This is a genomic window from Wolbachia endosymbiont of Oryzaephilus surinamensis, from assembly GCF_025617515.1.
Lineage (GTDB): Bacteria > Pseudomonadota > Alphaproteobacteria > Rickettsiales > Anaplasmataceae > Wolbachia.
This window is the reverse complement of the sequence record NZ_CP092526.1, coordinates 981,182-999,706: the sequence shown is the minus strand read 5'-3', so window position 1 is coordinate 999,706 and position 18,525 is coordinate 981,182. Positions and strand designations below refer to the sequence as shown.

At 34.1% G+C, this 18,525-nt stretch carries 11 protein-coding genes, 1 tRNA gene and 1 pseudogene; 6 read left to right on the top strand and 7 right to left on the bottom strand.

Translation table 11 applies throughout. The annotated features are described in order from the left end of the window. Positions 1 to 52: 52 nt before the first annotated feature. Both MJ631_RS04525 and MJ631_RS04520 read right to left on the bottom strand, forming a co-directional pair. Entirely contained in the window at positions 53 to 1,438 is a 1,386-nt protein-coding gene (locus MJ631_RS04525) for a hypothetical protein (RefSeq protein WP_262986205.1), read from the bottom strand. Between the two features lie 298 nt (positions 1,439 to 1,736). Further along, the gene (locus MJ631_RS04520; RefSeq protein WP_262986204.1) at positions 1,737 to 5,252 is read right to left on the bottom strand and encodes a hypothetical protein; all 3,516 of its coding nucleotides are present in this window, start codon (positions 5,250 to 5,252) and stop codon (positions 1,737 to 1,739) included. A gap of 512 nt (positions 5,253 to 5,764) precedes the next feature. On the opposite strand from MJ631_RS04520, the gene MJ631_RS04515 reads away from it, so the two are divergent. The 3 genes and pseudogenes from MJ631_RS04515 to MJ631_RS08080 all read left to right on the top strand — a co-directional run bounded on the left by MJ631_RS04515 (position 5,765) and on the right by MJ631_RS08080 (position 8,630). Beyond that, positions 5,765 to 5,837: transfer RNA gene (locus MJ631_RS04515), tRNA-Val, on the top strand. Positions 5,838 to 5,864: 27 nt separating this feature from the next. Next, the gene (locus MJ631_RS04510; RefSeq protein ID WP_214303470.1) at positions 5,865 to 6,761 is read left to right on the top strand and encodes a cation diffusion facilitator family transporter; all 897 of its coding nucleotides are present in this window, start codon (positions 5,865 to 5,867) and stop codon (positions 6,759 to 6,761) included. A gap of 55 nt (positions 6,762 to 6,816) precedes the next feature. After that, positions 6,817 to 8,630: pseudogene (locus MJ631_RS08080) on the top strand (hypothetical protein). Here MJ631_RS08080 and plsY read toward each other — a convergent pair. Genes plsY through MJ631_RS04475 form a run of 5 tightly spaced genes read right to left on the bottom strand, consistent with a single transcriptional unit; the run spans position 8,625 to position 13,489 of the window. Further along, positions 8,625 to 9,200, bottom strand: a complete 576-nt coding sequence (gene plsY / locus MJ631_RS04495; protein WP_052264701.1) for a glycerol-3-phosphate 1-O-acyltransferase PlsY — start codon at positions 9,198 to 9,200, stop codon at positions 8,625 to 8,627. The pseudogene MJ631_RS08080 and the gene plsY overlap by 6 nt on opposite strands. A gap of 12 nt (positions 9,201 to 9,212) precedes the next feature. Beyond that, entirely contained in the window at positions 9,213 to 10,679 is a 1,467-nt protein-coding gene (locus MJ631_RS04490; RefSeq protein WP_007302483.1) for an alanine/glycine:cation symporter family protein, read from the bottom strand. Between the two features lie 2 nt (positions 10,680 to 10,681). Further along, positions 10,682 to 12,016, bottom strand: a complete 1,335-nt coding sequence (locus MJ631_RS04485; RefSeq protein ID WP_214303472.1) for an alanine/glycine:cation symporter family protein — start codon at positions 12,014 to 12,016, stop codon at positions 10,682 to 10,684. Positions 12,017 to 12,038: 22 nt separating this feature from the next. Continuing rightward, positions 12,039 to 12,809, bottom strand: a complete 771-nt coding sequence (locus MJ631_RS04480; RefSeq protein WP_019236894.1) for a CDP-alcohol phosphatidyltransferase family protein — start codon at positions 12,807 to 12,809, stop codon at positions 12,039 to 12,041. Further along, entirely contained in the window at positions 12,806 to 13,489 is a 684-nt protein-coding gene (locus MJ631_RS04475; protein WP_214303473.1) for a phosphatidylserine decarboxylase, read from the bottom strand. Before MJ631_RS04475 ends, MJ631_RS04480 begins: the two co-directional genes overlap by 4 nt. Positions 13,490 to 13,723: 234 nt before the next feature. Between MJ631_RS04475 and MJ631_RS04470 the strand changes: the two genes are divergently transcribed. From MJ631_RS04470 to gyrB, 3 genes are all read left to right on the top strand, one after another. After that, entirely contained in the window at positions 13,724 to 14,590 is an 867-nt protein-coding gene (locus tag MJ631_RS04470) for an ankyrin repeat domain-containing protein (protein WP_214303474.1), read from the top strand. A 70-nt stretch (positions 14,591 to 14,660) separates the two neighbouring features. After that, the gene (locus MJ631_RS04465) at positions 14,661 to 15,893 is read left to right on the top strand and encodes a hypothetical protein (RefSeq protein WP_262986200.1); all 1,233 of its coding nucleotides are present in this window, start codon (positions 14,661 to 14,663) and stop codon (positions 15,891 to 15,893) included. 221 nt (positions 15,894 to 16,114) lie between these two features. Next, complete coding sequence (gyrB, locus tag MJ631_RS04460) at positions 16,115 to 18,487, top strand: DNA topoisomerase (ATP-hydrolyzing) subunit B (RefSeq protein WP_007302477.1); 2,373 nt, start codon at positions 16,115 to 16,117, stop codon at positions 18,485 to 18,487. Positions 18,488 to 18,525: the final 38 nt, after the last annotated feature.

Below are 18,525 nucleotides of genomic sequence, written 5' to 3'. Positions count from 1 at the left end.
TGGAATGACAACAGTGAATGACATCTTGCGATGTCATTCACTAGCACTTACATTACCAATCCCAAGAAAGAGGTGAACTTGAATCTGTTGGAATCTCGAAGGATGGCTGTGACACTATCTCTTTTATCTCATTTTTAAGCCATTCGCTACCATCTTCTCCAGCTTCTTTAATAGCTTTCTTGAAACTGCTCTCTAGTACAGCTTTAGCAGCTTCAGTGACGTTACCATTACCATTTATAGCATTTCCTATTGTAGTTAACTTAATTAACTCAGCGTTTAAGTCAGCAGGCATCTTATCAGTCTTAGCCTTTATAGCAGTGACATCAGCTCCTAAGGTATCTGTAATCTTATCAGTCTTAGTTTGTATTGCAGTAACCTTATCTCCTAAATTAGCAGAATTTGTAGCAGTTTCTATAGCAGTTACTTTAGCTGTTAAGTCAGCTGGAATAGTATCAGTTTTAGCCTTTATAGCAGTAACATCGGCAGATTTAGCTAAAGGAGCTAGTTCAGCAGATTTAGCTAAATTACCTAACTCAGTTCCTAAATCAGCAGGCATCTTATCAGTCTTAGCCTTTATAGCAGTGACATCAGCTCCTAAGGTATCTGTAATCTTATCAGTCTTAGTTTGTATTGCAGTAACCTTCTTTCCTAAATTAGCAGCACTTGTAGCATCTTTTATAGCAGCAACATCAGCAGTAAAGGTATCTGGAATAAATACAGTCTTAGCCTTTATATCAGTGACATCAGCTCCTAAGGTATCTGTAATCTTATCAGTTTTAGTTTGTATTGCAGTAACCTTGTCTCCTAAATTAGCAGCATTTGTAGCAGTTTCTATAGCAGTTACTTTAGCTGTTAAGTCAGCTGGAATAGTATCAGTTTTAGCCTTTATAGCAGTGACATCAGCTCCTAAGGTATCTGTAATCTTATCAGTCTTAGTTTGTATTGCAGTAACTTTATCTCCTAAATTAGCAGAATTTGTAGCAGTTTCTATAGCAGTTACTTTAGCTGTTAAGTCAGCTGGAATAGTATCAGTTTTAGCCTTTATAGCAGTGACATCAGCTCCTAAGGTATCTGTAATCTTATCAGTCTTAGCCTTTATTCCTGATATCAGATCTGTTCCGACTTGAGTTTTTATGGTAACTAAGTCAGCGCTTAAGTCAGCTGGAATAGAATCAGTCTTAGTTTTTATTGCATCTACATTAGTTCCAATACCTAATAATGTAGCAATTGCACCTCCAGTCATGAACTTTGTTGCTGTAGCACTGTAATCTATTTCAGCAGCACCATTAGGTTCATACTTAAAAGTGTTGAAAACATTAGTAGCATTGTCTACACCAAAGGTATACTTATTCTGTGCAGCATCTTCATAAATTATGCTTTTAATGTTAGGGGATGGTACATTTCCTCCAGAGTTGTCTTTAAAAGTTAAACTAGCCATATCACTTTCCGTTAATTATAAAAACCATAATGTGCATGAAAATAATATAAATTCCGTAAATACTAGATTTTGCATAAGATTTCCTTGAAGCTTTTCGCTTCAGAATTCTTCTCTTGTGATCTAAGTATGTAGCAGACGATGTCATCCTAGTAGCCCCTTTGGTGTTATTCCAGTGCTTGACACTGGAATCCATTTTTCCATCATAAGAAACGTTGATTACTTTTATACTAGCAAATTTACTGGATGCCAGTGTCTGGGCATTGGAATAACAAAAAGAGGGCAGGGCCCTCCTTATATATTAGATATAGGCTGAGTTATGATCGTGATAAACGTGATCGCTTGCGCAGTCGAACATTTTCACAAAACCATTCTCTAGATAGAGATTATATTCATGATGTTGATCTAATAACTCAAAGTTATCTTGTGTTTCTAAGCTGAAGTGACTTGAATCTGATAGCAATTCGTAATTTGGATTATCTATTTTACTAATGCTGCTTATTACTTTGCCATTACCATTTGATATAGCCAAACTATAACTATCACCATCCTTCATTATTTTGATGGATACCTTATCTTCAGGTAACACTATAAGCTTTTTCGTGTCACTATCGTGAATTAGAAATTTGCCATCTTTAAAGTAATACTTGTCTTCCGGCAAAGCACCAATCTTATAATCCGATGTATGCAGTTTGTTCCAAAAATCTAACACAGATTGCTTATCTGCTCCTTCTGCTCTATTATACAAGGCTTTCACATCATTATAATCTATGATTACATTTGCCTTATGCTTTCCTTCTACATCTCTATCATAGCTCTTTTCTATTTTCAAGATTGTGTCTTTCAACACTACCTGCTCTTTCTCCTCCACTGAAGCTGACCTTTTTGCCCTTGTTGGAATTTGTGGTTGATCAGACTGTATTTCACTGTTGTCGTTTCTCTCTTCAGCAACAACATTAGTAGTACTATGAACTTCTGTCTTAGTTTCACTTACTTGCCCTTTTGGACTTTCGGTTTGTTTCTCTTTTGTGAATATTCTCTGATAGTCCGTGTAGCCTCTGTTAGTATCGCCGATATCGCCACTGCCTTGATCGAAAGTTATTTTTTTACTTCCATTTCCCATATTCTCAATTTCAACTTGAGGAGAAACAGATGCGAGGAAATCATTATAGCTGTAGTTATAATCAGCAGAAAAGAATATTTTTCCTTTGAAGTTATGGAAATTATTAGATAACATTCCTATTTCTTCATCAGTATCACCATCAAATAGTTTTACTTTAGTGAAATATCTTTGATTGTTGATTCTCACTATTTCACCACTCGAGTTTCTTTGTATCTGATAATCATTTGGATCATGTTTAATGGTAAAAAGTTTACCAGGGGCATATTTTTCTAAGTTTATAAGGCCCACATTTATATGTTTATGAGAATAATCTCTCTTTTCATATTCATGTGCAAATACTGGGTTGATATATTTGTATTCTTCTGGTATAGTATTACCTTGAGCATCATACCTATATTCATTACCACGTTCATCAGCTGGCACTAATTTGTATCCTTCATCCTTTTGCACTAACTTTAGATGAGTAACTTCTTCAGGTAACTGATAGCGTACATTTTTTCCGTGATCATGAATGAATAAGTTACTCCCATTTACAACTTCACCTCTTTCATTTTTCATCTCTTCAGTGATATAGAAGCCCATATTTTTGAATGCATGTAGATTTTCGCCTCCTTGCTTTACAACCGCTTCGTATACATCGTCGTCTGTTCTATCAGTCCCTTTATCATCCAATAATGTTCCTTTTTCTACGATTACACCGCTTTCTCTTTGCTCATCAGAATATTGAGCATGCTTTGAATCCTGATGATTTAGAATTTTGGTCCCTCTAAGAAGTAGAGAATCTAAATCTTTTTGAATGTGTCCAGTGCTAGGATGCAACAATTCATTTTCATGTAAATGTGCTTCATCAAAGTATTCATCACGTTCAACTGTTCTGCCATCTATCAGAGAAGCTTTATAATGACCATTTTCTTTTGTAATAGCCATATAAGCACCACCGTCATATTGAGTATTCAAGTTGTGCAATATGTCCTCAAAAACAAAAGTTTCTTTAGTTTGACCTTCAACTTGCTTAAAAAAGCCCGATTCGCTCGACAACTCTCCAAGCTTTGTATTCCCATCATATATAGATAGTGCACCCATATCTCCGTGACCAAGAGCTTTGATAGAGAAAACTTTACCTTCTTGTAGATTAATATGAGCACCTCTGATTAGGTTTGGATCGATATTAACCATCTCTTCTAACATCTTTTCTACGTCAATGTTCTGAGTTTCTTTTACTTGTTTCAAGCCAGCGTTTATGGTTTTATCAAGCAAATCATCTTTCAGTTGTGTATATTTGTCCTGTGTAGCATTATATAATCTCTTACCTTCATTATGATAATTAGTGCTGGCTGAATTGCATTTTTCTACAAATTTCTCATAAGAGATCTCTCCTCTTTTGTATTGCTCGTATGCATCATGACGCTGTGTTTCTTCCTGTTCACGAAGGCTTTTCAACACATCATTATATTTTATATCCTTCTGCTTATCTAAGTCTTCTTTCCCATCATAGTAAGATTTTCTAAGATCTTCACCATATTTTGATAATATCCTCAAAGCTTGCATTTTATACTCTTGACTGTTTTGATATTCATTACCTTGTTGATCAGAGTAAGTTAGTTTATCCTGTCCATCAGGAGTTTTTACTACCTTTAAAAAATGATATTCCTTTGATATATCGAGGTTATCATTTGTTGCCCTATTAATAGCACGAGCAACATCATAAAATGCAACATGTTCTACAGGAGAAAAACTTCCAACGTTTTCTCCATCTATCTTTTCTATATTTGCTTTATAGTAGGATATGTTTTTAATTTCTCCACCCACTATTTCTTGACCAGTTGCTATAAAATCTCCTTTTGTAACTTGCAAAGCGTTGAGATGTTCCATTGCAGTTTCTGTATCATTCTCAGCAAGCCAACTTTTGAAGTCAGCATCATGTCCTTTTATGTCTTTCAAGAAACTTTTTGATTCATCTGAGTTACCTTGACGTAAAGCATCTAGGTAGTCTCTTAATAAACTAGGATCTTTTTCCTGTAAGTACATTATCAACGCATGACCAGTTTTATACACTAAACTGTTTTCTTCACCATTGGCTGAGTATTGTAAATTTAAAATTCCACCTAGATCCAAATTTGCGGCTTCAGTTTTATCAATGCTTGACCCTTGAGCATTGAACTTGTGATCTGAATGATGTTCAAAGTAATCTGCAATTCCCTCCATTAATACTGTAGGTAGAGATTTTCCTCCTGTAGCCAAGTAAGTTAAACCATGTGCAAATTCATGCTGAAGGTTATGAACGCCACCTTGCTGATAGACATACATCTCAGCAAAAACATCAGCTTCTCCTTTGTAGTAACATTTACCACCCTCATCTCCAAGGTAAGAACCAAAACGTTCGCTTCCGCCAAGATGAGTGTAATCAGCCTTATCATCAAACACATAAATTTTGAACGTTTGTTCTGAGCTACCAGGCTCCAACTTAAATGCATCTTTAAAATTAGTAGCTGTTTCTCTTATCTCACTTTCAATGTGAGCAACTTTACTTGCTCTTAAATTATGAGAATAAACTTCTACTTTAATATTTAAATCTTTAACTTCTATGATATGCTTATTATTAAAGTATTCTTCTTTAGTTATATTTTTGTTTACTTGTTGATTGATTGTCATAATTCTAACCTCTAATTTATTAGCCTTTACAATATCAAGCATAAAGTGACTCATCTGAAAAAAACGTAAATTCTCATATTGGTATAATTTATATCTTAATAAAAAAGTATAGATAGTTAACTTAATATGCAACATTTAGAATGTGGCTAAAATTCTATAGCTGACCTTAGGTGGCTGCTAACAAGTAACGGAATTATAAATATTAAGAAATTTATCAATTTTAAAAAAGGCAAAAAAATCCCTATGTAGCGAGTTTTGACCCTATAACAATGTAAATTGGCGTTGTAATAATGTGCTAACAAGCGCGATTTGGCTGAATGTAGAAAAAATAAAAAAGACATGCAGCCGCTATAATTTTTATGTAATTTGCCAATAAATATCTGAGTTTTTTACTGAATTTTTGTTGTTGAACCCGCGAGGATCAAAAACAAGGATAAGTACTCTTATTGGTATGATAAGGAAAGTGGGAAGGTTTGTCAAGGAGTTTCATTCAGCAAGAAGTCTAAAAGCAAATTGACTTTCATTTCACTGAAGCACTATACTAAGGTTAAGATGGGTAATTAGCTCAGTTGGTAGAGCACTTGCTTGACGTGCAAGGGGTCGCTGGTTCGAGCCCAGTGTTACCCACGATTTTTGCTCATAAAAAGATTTTATATGACAGCAGTGCACAATGGCAAACACTCAATAGCAGAGTCCAAGCGCTTAATTTATTCCATAATAATAGTCGCAATAACAATGCTGATGGAAATAGCAGGTGGAATAATTTCACACTCACTTGCTCTGTTATCAGATGCAGGGCATATGCTCACTGATCTTTTTGCCTTGATTTTAAGCTGGGTAGCGCACAAATTTTCAGTTAAGAAATCTGATTTACAGAGGTCATATGGGTATCACAGATTGCAGATAATTGCAGCATTTGTTAATGGTTTAACTCTATTTTTCATTGCAGCGGTCATTATAATTGAATCAATAAAGAGATTCATTTGTCCAGTCAATGTGGAATGGAAAGTAATGCTAATAATTGCCACACTTGGCCTAATCTCTAACATTATAGTCTTTTTTATATTACATAGTAAATGCGAAAGTAATATAAACATAAAAAGTGCTGTATTGCATGTTATCGGAGATATTTTAGGTTCTGTAGCTGCTATACTTGCATCCATAATTATCATGCTTACAGGGTGGCAAGTAGTGGACCCTATTTTGTCAGTATTTGTTAGCGTAATAATCTTAAACAGTGGATATAAAATTCTCAAGAATTCTTGCCATATACTCCTTGAAGGTACACCTGAGAGTGTATCTGCTGAGGAGATAAAAAGTGAGATTGTATCTAAGTTACCTGAAGTGATAGATGTGCATCATATACATGCATGGTCACTATCTGATAATTATTTTATACTTACTATGCATGCCAAGATAAAGCAAAATGGACAACACACTAATATTTTGTATGAGATAAAAAAAATACTATTAAATAGGTTCGAAATTGCGCACTCTACAGTTGAAATTGAATACGATGAGTGCGTAGACAGTAAAATACTTAAGCATTGACATCTATAGGCTATTTGTTATTACTACAATATCATAATATTATAGAGAGTAGGCTATGATAGGTGTTTCCCAAATACAATTTCCTGGAAAGGATTCTTACAGATTAAAGACAGCAAGTTACTTCGCAGCTTTTGTTTCTTTAAGCATTTTAGTTAATCCTGCCAATGTCTTTTTATCTTTTGCCACATTGTTTTTTAGATCTGAAATAAAAACTTTTTACGTTTATAAAGACATAAAAGCTGCAAAGCAGGAAAAAATAAGTAAAAAGGAATATTGGGAAATATTTTTTGAGAAAAATAAAATTAAGATAGCATCTTTCCTTTTATTTTTTGCCTCTATAACATATATAACTTTTACAACTACTTTCCTGCTTGTTTCGTTACTTGCAACAATACCACTTGCAATGATTTTAATTCTATTACAAAGTGAATTAAGGCCAAAGGATTTTAATCCATTTACGTTACTCAAAGCTGCTATTAGTTTCTTTTTAGAAGGCATAAAAGAAAACTCACGTGGGCTAGTCAATAGCTTTGATATTAAGCTTGAACATTTACTACCCCATCAATTAAATAATGATATCATTAAAAATATTGACAAATTAAAAGATAAATATACTGAACAAGTATCTGAAGACACTATTAATAATGAGGGATTTAAAGAATTTATTGAATATATAAATCACTTACATATGCTTGATGGCCAACCATTTAGTAATGAGAATAAGGGAAAATTAGTAATGTTTTTGCAAGATTTTTGCAAAGGTAATGAGAAACATAGCTCTGGCTTCACTGGTGGACAAATTCTTCTGTTAGTTCTTAGAGCCTGAATGATGGAGATAGAGAAGCTGTAAAAAATAAAAAAGACGCGTTGATTGCAAATTTACTAGATAGCCAAACTTTCTCTAGAAAAGAACGAATTCCTAACACATGTTTTACTGGTGTTATCTACAGAATGTTAAGTACATTAGAGGGTATTCATTCCGATCCAGAGATTAAATTTACACCACCTAGACAAATGCTCCTTACAGAAGCAGAAAATGAAGCACGTAAGTTTATGTTAGACAGGCTAAAAAATAAGAAGAACAGTAAAGAAATTCTTAGGGCTTGGCATAACGCCCAAAATAATTATGAAGATGATAAAAGTCAAAAAATAGTTGATGATTTTATTGCAGAAGTAAGCGTTCCTTTAATGAGAAGGTTGCTAAGTTTTACTTCTCAGTATAGTGAACAAATTGTGCTGACATTAATGAAAAATATCAGCTCTGTAAAGTTAAATAAATTAGAGCACTTTGTGTTGGGTCAGCACATGAGAGATAGACTGCAGGAGCATGCTTTAGATGACCAACTCGAAAATATCAAAGAAAAAGTCTTTTTGAAGCTTTTAAACCAAAATTTACTTAGGATAGATTTTTCTCTTAAGGATTCATTTTTGAATGAAGCTAAGGGAATAGCTGACGAAATAATAAAAGAAGAAGTAGAGAAATTTAGGTCAGAAACTGCTGAAAAGGCTAGGAAAGTTAACCCTATAGAAGCTCAAATAGATGCTACATTGCAAAATCTGTCAGCCTTGCCACGAGAAAAGAAGTGTTGCATTGCGTATAGCAGACTGAGTAGCCAGTATAAAGGTGATGAAAGGGGAGTAATGGAGAACATCTTATTGAAAAAATTAGAGATAACGAAAGAAGAAATGAATAAGATGCTGGAAGAGTATGATGTACGTAAGCTAAAATTAGCACTTGATGATGCATGTAAAAAAAGTGGAAAAAACATGGAAGAAATAATAAAAGAAGTAGAAGAAGTGGTCTCAAGTCGTCTCTCACATGGAGTATCCGCTAGTAATGTAGCAGAAGGAATGAGACATAGCTCATAAAAACTTACGTTCTCTGCCTTGCAGAAGATTTGCAATATTTTTGTAATGCTTCAAGAAAATTAATATCGCTACAGTGAGTAGTATAAGGAATAACTCCTTTTGAAAAAAGAAAGATGCTATAACAGCTGCTGCAGTAGCAGCCAAGGAAGCAAGAGAGGAGTACCGAAAGATAAAAAATACTATTAGCCAGACAAATACAAATGCTAATGCTATAGAAATGTTAAGTGCTATCAAAACTCCCAAAGTTGTTGCAACTCCCTTTCCTCCATTGAACCTTAGCCAAATAGGAAACATATGCCCTAGAACTGCTAAAATTGCAGATACATATATATAAAAATCGTTATTATCACAAAATTGTTGTGCTGTATAAACCGCGACAAATCCTTTCAAAGAGTCTAAAAATAATGCGAGGACAGCAAGTCTCTTATTTCCTGTTCTTGCAACATTTGTAGCACCAATGTTTCCTGAACCTACTTCTCTTAAATTTATACCATTTATTTTTGCAATAATTAAGCTAAACGGTATTGAACCGATTACGTAAGATAATATAAGAATTATATATTTCTCCATTATACTAAAAATCTAGTTGATCTTGTTATTCCTCAGTCTTTTTAGATAGCATTGAACTTCATCATTAATCTGATTGCTAAACAGTATAAGTGCTGTCATATTGATGAGTGCTAAACAAGAGAATAAAGCCCCACCAATATTAGCAATAGCCATTATATCTTTAGACAAACCTGACAAAAATGCAACTACCACCACCGCTATACGATATATTACTACACTTTTTACACCAAACAAATACAGCCATCCCATTTCACAACAATATACAAATGAAATTACTGAGGAAAACGCAAACAAAGGCGCAGCGATGGTTAAAAGTATAGGAAACCAAGAAGAAACTGTTTCAAATGCTTTTTGGGTGATCAATATTCCCTCGCCAATGCCAGTCTGGTATGCGCCTGTTATTACTATTGTTATTCCTGTCAAACAACAAATTAACATTGTATCGAAGCATGGTTCTATCATAGCAACTAGACCAGTCCTAACCGGCTCCTCATCTTTAGCTACAGCGTGAGTAATTGCAGCAGAACCAACACCTGCTTCACTGGCAAAAATTGCCCTTTGAATCCCAGCGACAAATGCTCCTACTACTCCACCACCAACAGCATTGAAGTCTATCATACTGGAAAACAATATTTTTAATGTATTGCTAAAATTGTGAATATTGAATGCAATAATCGTGAAACAACTCAAAATATATATGAGTGACATAATAGGCACCAGCGCAGAAGAGACTTTAGCTATTCTCCTGATTCCACCGATAATCACCAGAGCAAGTAACGTAGAAATTATGGAAGAGAGAAACCAAGGATGACCATCTATCCAATTTGAATAACCAGATAATATTGAAACCATTTGGTTAGTTTGAAACGCTACACTTCCACCAAGACCTGATAATACAAAAACCGCTGCATATATTGCAGCCAGTACGATACCAAGTTTTTTAAATCCAAATTCCTCTAGCCCATTTCTTATATATTGAAAAGGACCACTAAATAACTGCTCTTGACCTTCTGTTCTGTGTCTGAATGCTAAAGTTACTTCAGCAAACTTTGCAGACATACCAAAAAAGCCTGTGATCATCATCCAAGGTACCGCTCCTGGCCCTCCCATTGAAATTGCAATTGCAACACCAGCAACAGTTCCAAGACCTACTGTGCTTGATAGCGCGGTTACAAATGCCTGAAAATGCGTAATGTGACCATCATGATGATCTGTGTCATATTTTCCACATAAAATAGCGAACGCATGCTTAAACATCCTTATGTTGAGAAATCTAAAACGTAGTGTTAGAAATATATAACCAAAGGCCAATAAAAGAATTATAAATGGTACGTGAAAGATCTTGAAAAACAACACTTCATTCATGAAGTTGCTTACTCCATTTAATGCAGTGTCATAACTTTTATGAAAAACTGAAGCAGCGTATACATCGTTAAACGATAGGCAAAATAACATCATGCAAAGCAATCTATAAATCATGTTTAATACCTTTTGTAATAAGAATCTATTGTATTTAAGACTTCCCTTCTCAGTAGATATATTGCAACAGCATTTGGAATCATAAGGCACATAAACAGGCTATCGCCTAAATAAGATATAAATTCTATATTTTTTGACATACAACTGATATACACTGAACCCACTATAAGAATTTGGAACAATATCAGTACTTTTTTGTTACCAAATAAGTACAACAGGGCAACTTCACAGTAGTAATAGTAAGCTATTATTGTGGAAAATGCAAAGGAAAACATTATCAGCGGAAGAGCTAGCTTGCTCAATAAAGGCAAGGCTGTTGAAAATGCTGAGCTAACTAACGTAATATCACCTACGGTATTAGTGATATGCATATCGGTGATAATTATCACAATACCAGTCAAAAATGAGACTAATATTGTGTCTACAAATGGTGCAATCATTGCAACACTTCCAACTTTAACTGGGTCTTTCTCTTTTACAATCGAATGTGCTATAGCTGCTGTTCCAGTACCTGCTTCATTAGCAAACACTGACCTTCTTACCCCTGCTATTAATCCACTCAATACTCCACCTCCTATAGCTGATTTGTTAAAGATATCTTGAAATATTATAGATAGAGCATTCAGTAGATTATTTCCGTTTACACAGATTAAATATATACACATGCCTATATATAACATTATCATGATCGGCCCTAAACCTGTTGCAACTAAAGCAATTCGCTTTATTCCTCCCAGTATTACAATTAATACAAATAGCGAGATAATAACAGATGTGTTGTATTCAAATAAGTTACTTGACAACGCTGCAATTTGATTTGCCTGAAATGGTATGCCGCCTAGAATCATTGCAACAAGCAGCATAACTGCGTAGATAAATGCAAGGAATTTGCCAGTCTTCATAAATCCAATCTTTGCAAGTCCATGTTCCATATAATAAAAAGCCCCACCAGTTGTGTTTTCAGAGCGATGAGTAAATGCAAGCACTACTTCAGCAAATTTTATTGACATGCCAAGTACTCCGGTAATTATCATCCAAAAAACTGCACTTGGCCCCCCTATTGTAATAGCTATTGCAACTCCTGATATTGTTCCAAGACCAACTGTTCCTGAAATTACCGTTGCAAATGCCTGAATGTGGGTGATTATGCCGTTATTATTATGGCTCTCTAGGTTGAATAGTGTTTGTATCCCATATTTGAACAACCTAAAGTTAATGAATTTGAATCGAATCGTACAAAAAACCCCAGTTGCAATTACCCAAATAATTATAAATGGTATGTTGAATATCTTTATATATAAAAAAGAGTTTAATAGATCAGTTGCTTTTACAATCATGCTGCTCACTACTTTTATATAGCTAATGAGTTTTATATGTGTAGTATATATAAAGTCCAGTGCTTATTGGAATAGTAAGTATATACAATGCGCCTAAAATTGGTAGTGTTATCCAGGGCTTGCTTATAAACAGTATGATCAATATTCCAAAAAACGACACAAATATATAGGATAGGCTTCTAGGAACATAAATGTACTTTGCAGAGAAAGTTGGAATATGACTTATCGAAAAAAATGAAATGGCCAAAAAGTAACAAGCTGTATTCTTTACGTTAAAAAATTGCTCTATAAGAAGTAAGTATTCACTCTCATGAGATTGAAAGGTAATAATTATTGGTAACAGAGCAAGTAAAGCGCATACAGGAGCTGGAACGCCGGAAAAGAAAAATTTTTTCCAGTATAATTGTTCTGAATGTAACGAAACATTGAATCTGGCAAGTCTTATTGATATGCAGATTACATATATCATTACTAAAATCCATCCTACAACTTTAATTTCATTTAACTTCCAAAAATATAAAAGAAAAGCAGGTGCTGAACCAAAATTTAGAAAATCTGCAAAAGAATCGAGTTGTGCTCCAAAATCGCTAGTTGATTTTAAAATTCTGGCTATTCTGCCATCCATTCCATCTATTATTGCTGCAATGATAATAAAAATTGCTGAAAATTCCCATTGTTCATTAAATGTGAATTTAAGTGAAGTAAGGCCAGCACATAAACCCAGTAAAGTTATAAAATTCGGAAATAACTTGGTAATAGGTAAGGATTTACCGTTACTTTCATCGTTATTCATACAATGTCAAAGGTAAGCTTCTCTTGTTTATTTAAATCTGCTATAACTGTCTCACCACCAATAACAGTTTGGCCTTCTGAGACTCTTACCTCTATTCCAGCAGGGATATAAATATTTACTCTGCTACCAAATCTTATAATTCCAAATCTTTCACCTGCTTTTACGCTCTGAGATGTCCTCAAATTACAAACAATGCGGCGTGCAATAAATCCAGCTATTTGTTCCACAATGATTTCTTTTCCCTTTTCATATTCAATCACAATAATCTGCTTTTCATTTTCATTACTGGACCTATTACTCATTGCAGAAACAAACTTGCCTTTCTTGTAGCTCATTTCCTTTATCGTACCAGATATTGGTATACGATTCACATGGACATTCAAAACGCTTAGAAATATGCTGACAAGTGTAAATTTCTTTTCTTCTTCATTCTCTTCTGATAAAGAGTAACTAACTTCTTCTATCTTTGAAATCACACCATCAGCGGGGCTTAATATAAAATCCTTATTGCTTGGTACAGCTCTTGCTGGATCACGAAAAAAATAGGTACATAATAACGTTGGAAATAAGCAAGTAATTCCAGCTCCCCAAGATATAGAGAATGCTATACATGTTACGATAAAGGAAACAACTATAAATAAATAACCTTCTCTGTTTATGTTAGGCAAACCAAAGCACATAACTTATTCTCAATAATTCATTATTAACAATTTATCATTTATAATTTCTCATGAAAAGCTTTTTTTTACTGTTTCACTTTTCGAATTATTATATAAACATTTGCTTATAAAATCGCTGATAGATGTAAATTTTTTAATAAAAATTGAAGTTTTTTAACTATTATTAATATAATTTTAATAAAAACTTAATAATAATTCTTAATAATATATGAATTGTTGTGTTCTTAATTTCGTATGACAGGGGAAATAGAAAAAGATGAATCTCCTTCCTTATACTCTGCAATTCGGATGGGTGATATTGAAGCTACAGAGCTACTAATAAAGTCTGGTGCAAACGTCAATGATAATTATGAACGTAATCGTACGCCACTGCATGTTGCTATCGGGTATAAGCAGTTTGAAACAGCGAAATTGCTGATAAATAACGGAGCAAACGTTAACGCAAAAACTGGAAATCATGGCAAAGATGACTTAACACCAATGCACCTTGCAATTTTTGCAAACACGCCAGAGTTTATAGAATTGCTAGCTAGCAATGGTGCGTCAATTGATGAAAGAGAAAGCACTGAAGGACATACACCTTTTCACCTTGCTACTTTATATGGAAATAAAAGTGTAATACAAGCCTTAGTTGACAAGGGACAGAATATTGAAGATATTGATAATAATGGGCGTACAGCTTTATTTTTAGCTATTAGGCAATGCACTGAAGCAAAGGATGATAGCAGAGTAGAAGTTATCGAGTATTTGATAAATAAACTCAAAGCAGACATAACGAAAAAAGATAATAATAACAACACAATACTTTTTCCTGCTGCTAATAATTGTCCTGGAAAAGTAGTGGAACTCATCATTAAACAATATATAGAAAGCTTTGGTAGAGATCGGTTGAAGAATTTTATCAATCACAAAAATAAAGCTGGAATGGATGCTTTGGATATTGCGCTTAATAGTGGGAATGAAAAGGCCATTGAAGTACTTAGCTCATATGGAGCAGATATCGAGAATAAAGTAACTCCCAAGATTACTGTAGAAAAACCAAATAGTACCTTAGATGGAGCGGAAAGTATAGAAGTGGTATCCCCAATCAAACAAAAATAAAAGCAGCTCTAAATTCCTTGCTTTATTTACATTCTTTCTATAGTATGATATATTAATGTTAGAATAGGGTATGTTTGCAGGTCAAAATAATAATCAACAGCAAAATAGAAATAGAGCACAGGCTTTAATAGAAAGAGTGCAAAATGCTTACAACAACACTAATAAAATTAAAAGATTCATTAATATAGTTTTATTAGTAAGTATGATTCCTTCATTTTTTCTTCTTGTACAGCTCTCTTTGTATTTATCATTAGTAAATTATTTTTTCAAACCAAGGGAAAATGAAAAAAGATTATCAGCGTGGCCAAAAAATGTTATTAGAATAACATTAAGCATTTTTTTAATTATACACATTATTAATTCCTGTGTGCTTTTGGTACTGCCTATATTGTGCTTATGTTTGCTAAACAAATCACTCATTGAAGAAATACAGCAGTTTAACGATTTAATACAACAAATTCCAGAGGAAGAAAGGCCTATTTTCTTTCAAGATTTAGCAGCCATTCCTTTTATGGCACAAACTACTCATGACCCAAGTGCAGTTGCTAGTATAAACTTGAGTGTTGATAGACTCATAGAAAAGTATAAAGAGAATTTAAGCAAAGATGAATTCTATGTACAGCTAAATAGAGGCAACACAACCGACATTGAAGAGTACATCAAACAATCAAATGAATTTACAGAAGGCGATAAATCTCATGCACTTGAATGCTTAAGATTTATCAATAGAACAGGAGATAATTTTAAAGACAATCATAGTAAGTTAACATTAAAGCAAGCAGCTATTTTATGTTGGAAAGCCTGCAATGATAGAAATACAGGAACAGAGAATCAAAGAATTCCTTTGAGTGATGCAGGCATAAAAAATAGAAAGGATATGTTTGTAAAAGGTCTTGTAGACGCTGCAACAACTTACGGTAATCAAGGTCAAAGTTGTGCAGGTGGAACATACAATAAATTATTTGAGTCTTTATCTGGCTTACATCCATCAGTGGTTATTACACTCGATGGAGAAGAGGCTAGAGAAATGATAAAAGAAACGATCACACAAAAATTCCCTGAAATGGCCAGAGCCAATTTCACCAATTTCTCTGGAACAGAACAAGAAAGGATCCGTAGCGAGTTACCAGAGTTATCATCTGAAACAGTAAGGTATATTATGACTACGCATTCAGCTCTTGAGAGAAGGTGTCAAGAGTTCAGCAATAGATTAAACAATGATAAAAAGAATGAAATATTAGAAGAGTGTATGAGCAACTTATCCTATGTTGAGCTAGAAAGTCCAATTGAAAGGAGAAGGTAAATTGTATTTGACTGTCGCCATTTATTTTAAAATATGAAGCAGAGTTTTGTATGATTATTTGAACTTAAGTTTATGTATTGAAATAACATGTAAAACCACTTCGTGTAGGTGATATGTTATGTTTTATCTACATGTCAAGGATCCTTCTCTCAACTTAAAGATGTTGCTAATCAGCACATACAAATGTAATATTAATTAATATTTATAAATAAAGCAATTCCATGGAAAGTAACTACAACGCCGACGCAATAAAAATCCTAAGAGGTCTTGATGCTGTAAGAAAGCGTCCAGGTATGTATATTGGTGACACTGATGATGGATCAGGCTTGCACCATATGGTGTATGAGGTTGTTGATAATGCGATAGATGAGTCTTTAGCTGGTTATTGTAGTAAGATTGAAGTTAGCATAAATGAAGATGGTTCAGTTTCTGTAACCGACAACGGTCGTGGCATTCCAACAGACATTCATCCAGAGGAAGGAATATCGGCAGCAGAAGTAATAATGACCCAATTGCATGCAGGAGGTAAATTTGACAGCAATACCTATAAGGTTTCCGGAGGATTACATGGTGTTGGAATTTCAGTTGTGAATGCATTATCAAGTTGGCTGGAATTAACCATCTGGCGCAATAAAAAAGAACATTTTATGCGCTTTGAAGATGGTGAGTCTATTGAATCTTTAAAGATAATTAATGAAAACACAAATAAAAGAGGAACTAGAGTAACGTTTATGCCATCAACGGGGACTTTTAGTAGTATTGATTTTAGTTACTCCACTCTTGAGAGTCGCATCAGAGAATTGGCATTTTTAAACTCAAATATTGAGATCATTTTGCGTGATCTCCGTAATAAACCACATGTAGAGTCTCATTTTAACGATAGTAAAGAGTCTGAAGATAATTTTGGTACAGCTAATTTTGTACGGTACTTAGACAAGAATAAGACACATGTTACTAAAATTGCCAGCATTAGAGATAATGTAAAAGATCTAGGTACCAGTGTAGAAATATCAATGGAGTGGAATGATTCCTACTATGAGAATATGCTATGCTTCACAAATAATATAAGACAACGGGATGGTGGTACGCATTTGGCAGGGTTTAGATCTGCACTAACCAGATGTATCAATAACTATGCAAACAATGAAGGTTTTTTGAAGAAGGCAAAAGTGAATTTGACTGGAGAAGATGTTAGAGAAGGCTTAACTTGTGTTTTATCTCTCAAGATGCCTGATCCTAAATTTTCTTCACAGACAAAAGATAAATTGGTCAGTTCTGAAGCGCGGGCAGTTGTAGAGAGCATAGTTTTTGACAAGTTGAGTACAATACTTGAAACTGACCCCAAGTTAGCAGCAAGTATAGTAGAAAGAGCGATTAGGTCAGCAAAAGGAAGAGAAGCCGCAAGAAAAGCACGAGAGTTAGTTAAAAATAAAAACAATATTAATATTGCAACTCTACCGGGAAAGCTTGCCGATTGTCAGGAAAAAGTTCCTGAGTTATCGGAATTGTTTATAGTAGAGGGTAATTCCGCAGGTGGTACTGCAAAGCAGGGACGTAATCGTAAAACACAGGCGGTACTTGCTTTAAGAGGGAAAATTCTAAACGTAGAACGTGCAGGGCTGGATCGTATTTTTTCATCTGCAGAAATTGGCTCTCTGATCACGGCAATTGGGGCTGGAATAGGGAGTGAGCACTTCGATATTGAAAAAACTAGGTATCATAAAATTATCATTATGACAGACGCAGACGTTGATGGCTCGCATATAAGAACTTTGATTCTAACTTTCTTTTTTAGACATATGCGTGAAGTAATTGAGAAAGGATATTTATACATAGCGCAGCCACCGCTCTATAAAGTTACAAAAAATGCTAAAGATACTTATATCAAAGATGATGAAACTTTTGAAGAGTATATAGTAAATTCAGCGATTAAAAGATTAACATTAAATGGTGTAGGCAAAGATTTGCGTTTCGTTTTGAATAAGTGCCTCAGTATTTCAAACATTAGCAAAAATTATGATAGGGAAATACCAAAAGATCTCTTAGAATCATTGCTAATTTTAAGCAAAAAGAATGCTCTATTGTCTGCTGATGAGATATTAAAATATTTAAAATTGATGTATAGTGAATATAATTGGGAAGTAGAAGTAAAAGATGAGGAAATTCACATTGCTAAATTGTTTCAAGGGTTAGCAGACAAATATGTATTCTCGCTTAGTATGCTTGAAAGCAAAGAAATACGGAATATATTGAGTTCTCTTGATAACATAATTGACTTATTTAATGGTGATTCATTTTTACAGTCGCAAGAAACTGAAATAAAAATAAAGTCTCCAAGTACACTCGCAAAAATAGTGATGGATTATGGTAAAAAAGGTTTAACTCTGCAGAGATTTAAAGGCCTTGGTGAAATGAATGCTGATCAGCTTTGGGAAACTACACTCAATCCAGAAACTAGAACTCTGCTAAAAGTTGAAATAAAAGATTGTGAAGAAGCAGATAGCATATTCTCGGTGCTAATGGGTGATATAGTTGAACCACGTCGTGACTTTATAAATAACAATGCACTTAACGTGCATGATGTTGATATTTGATTTTAGAAACGCTAAACCCTTATGGCTTAGCATTGTGT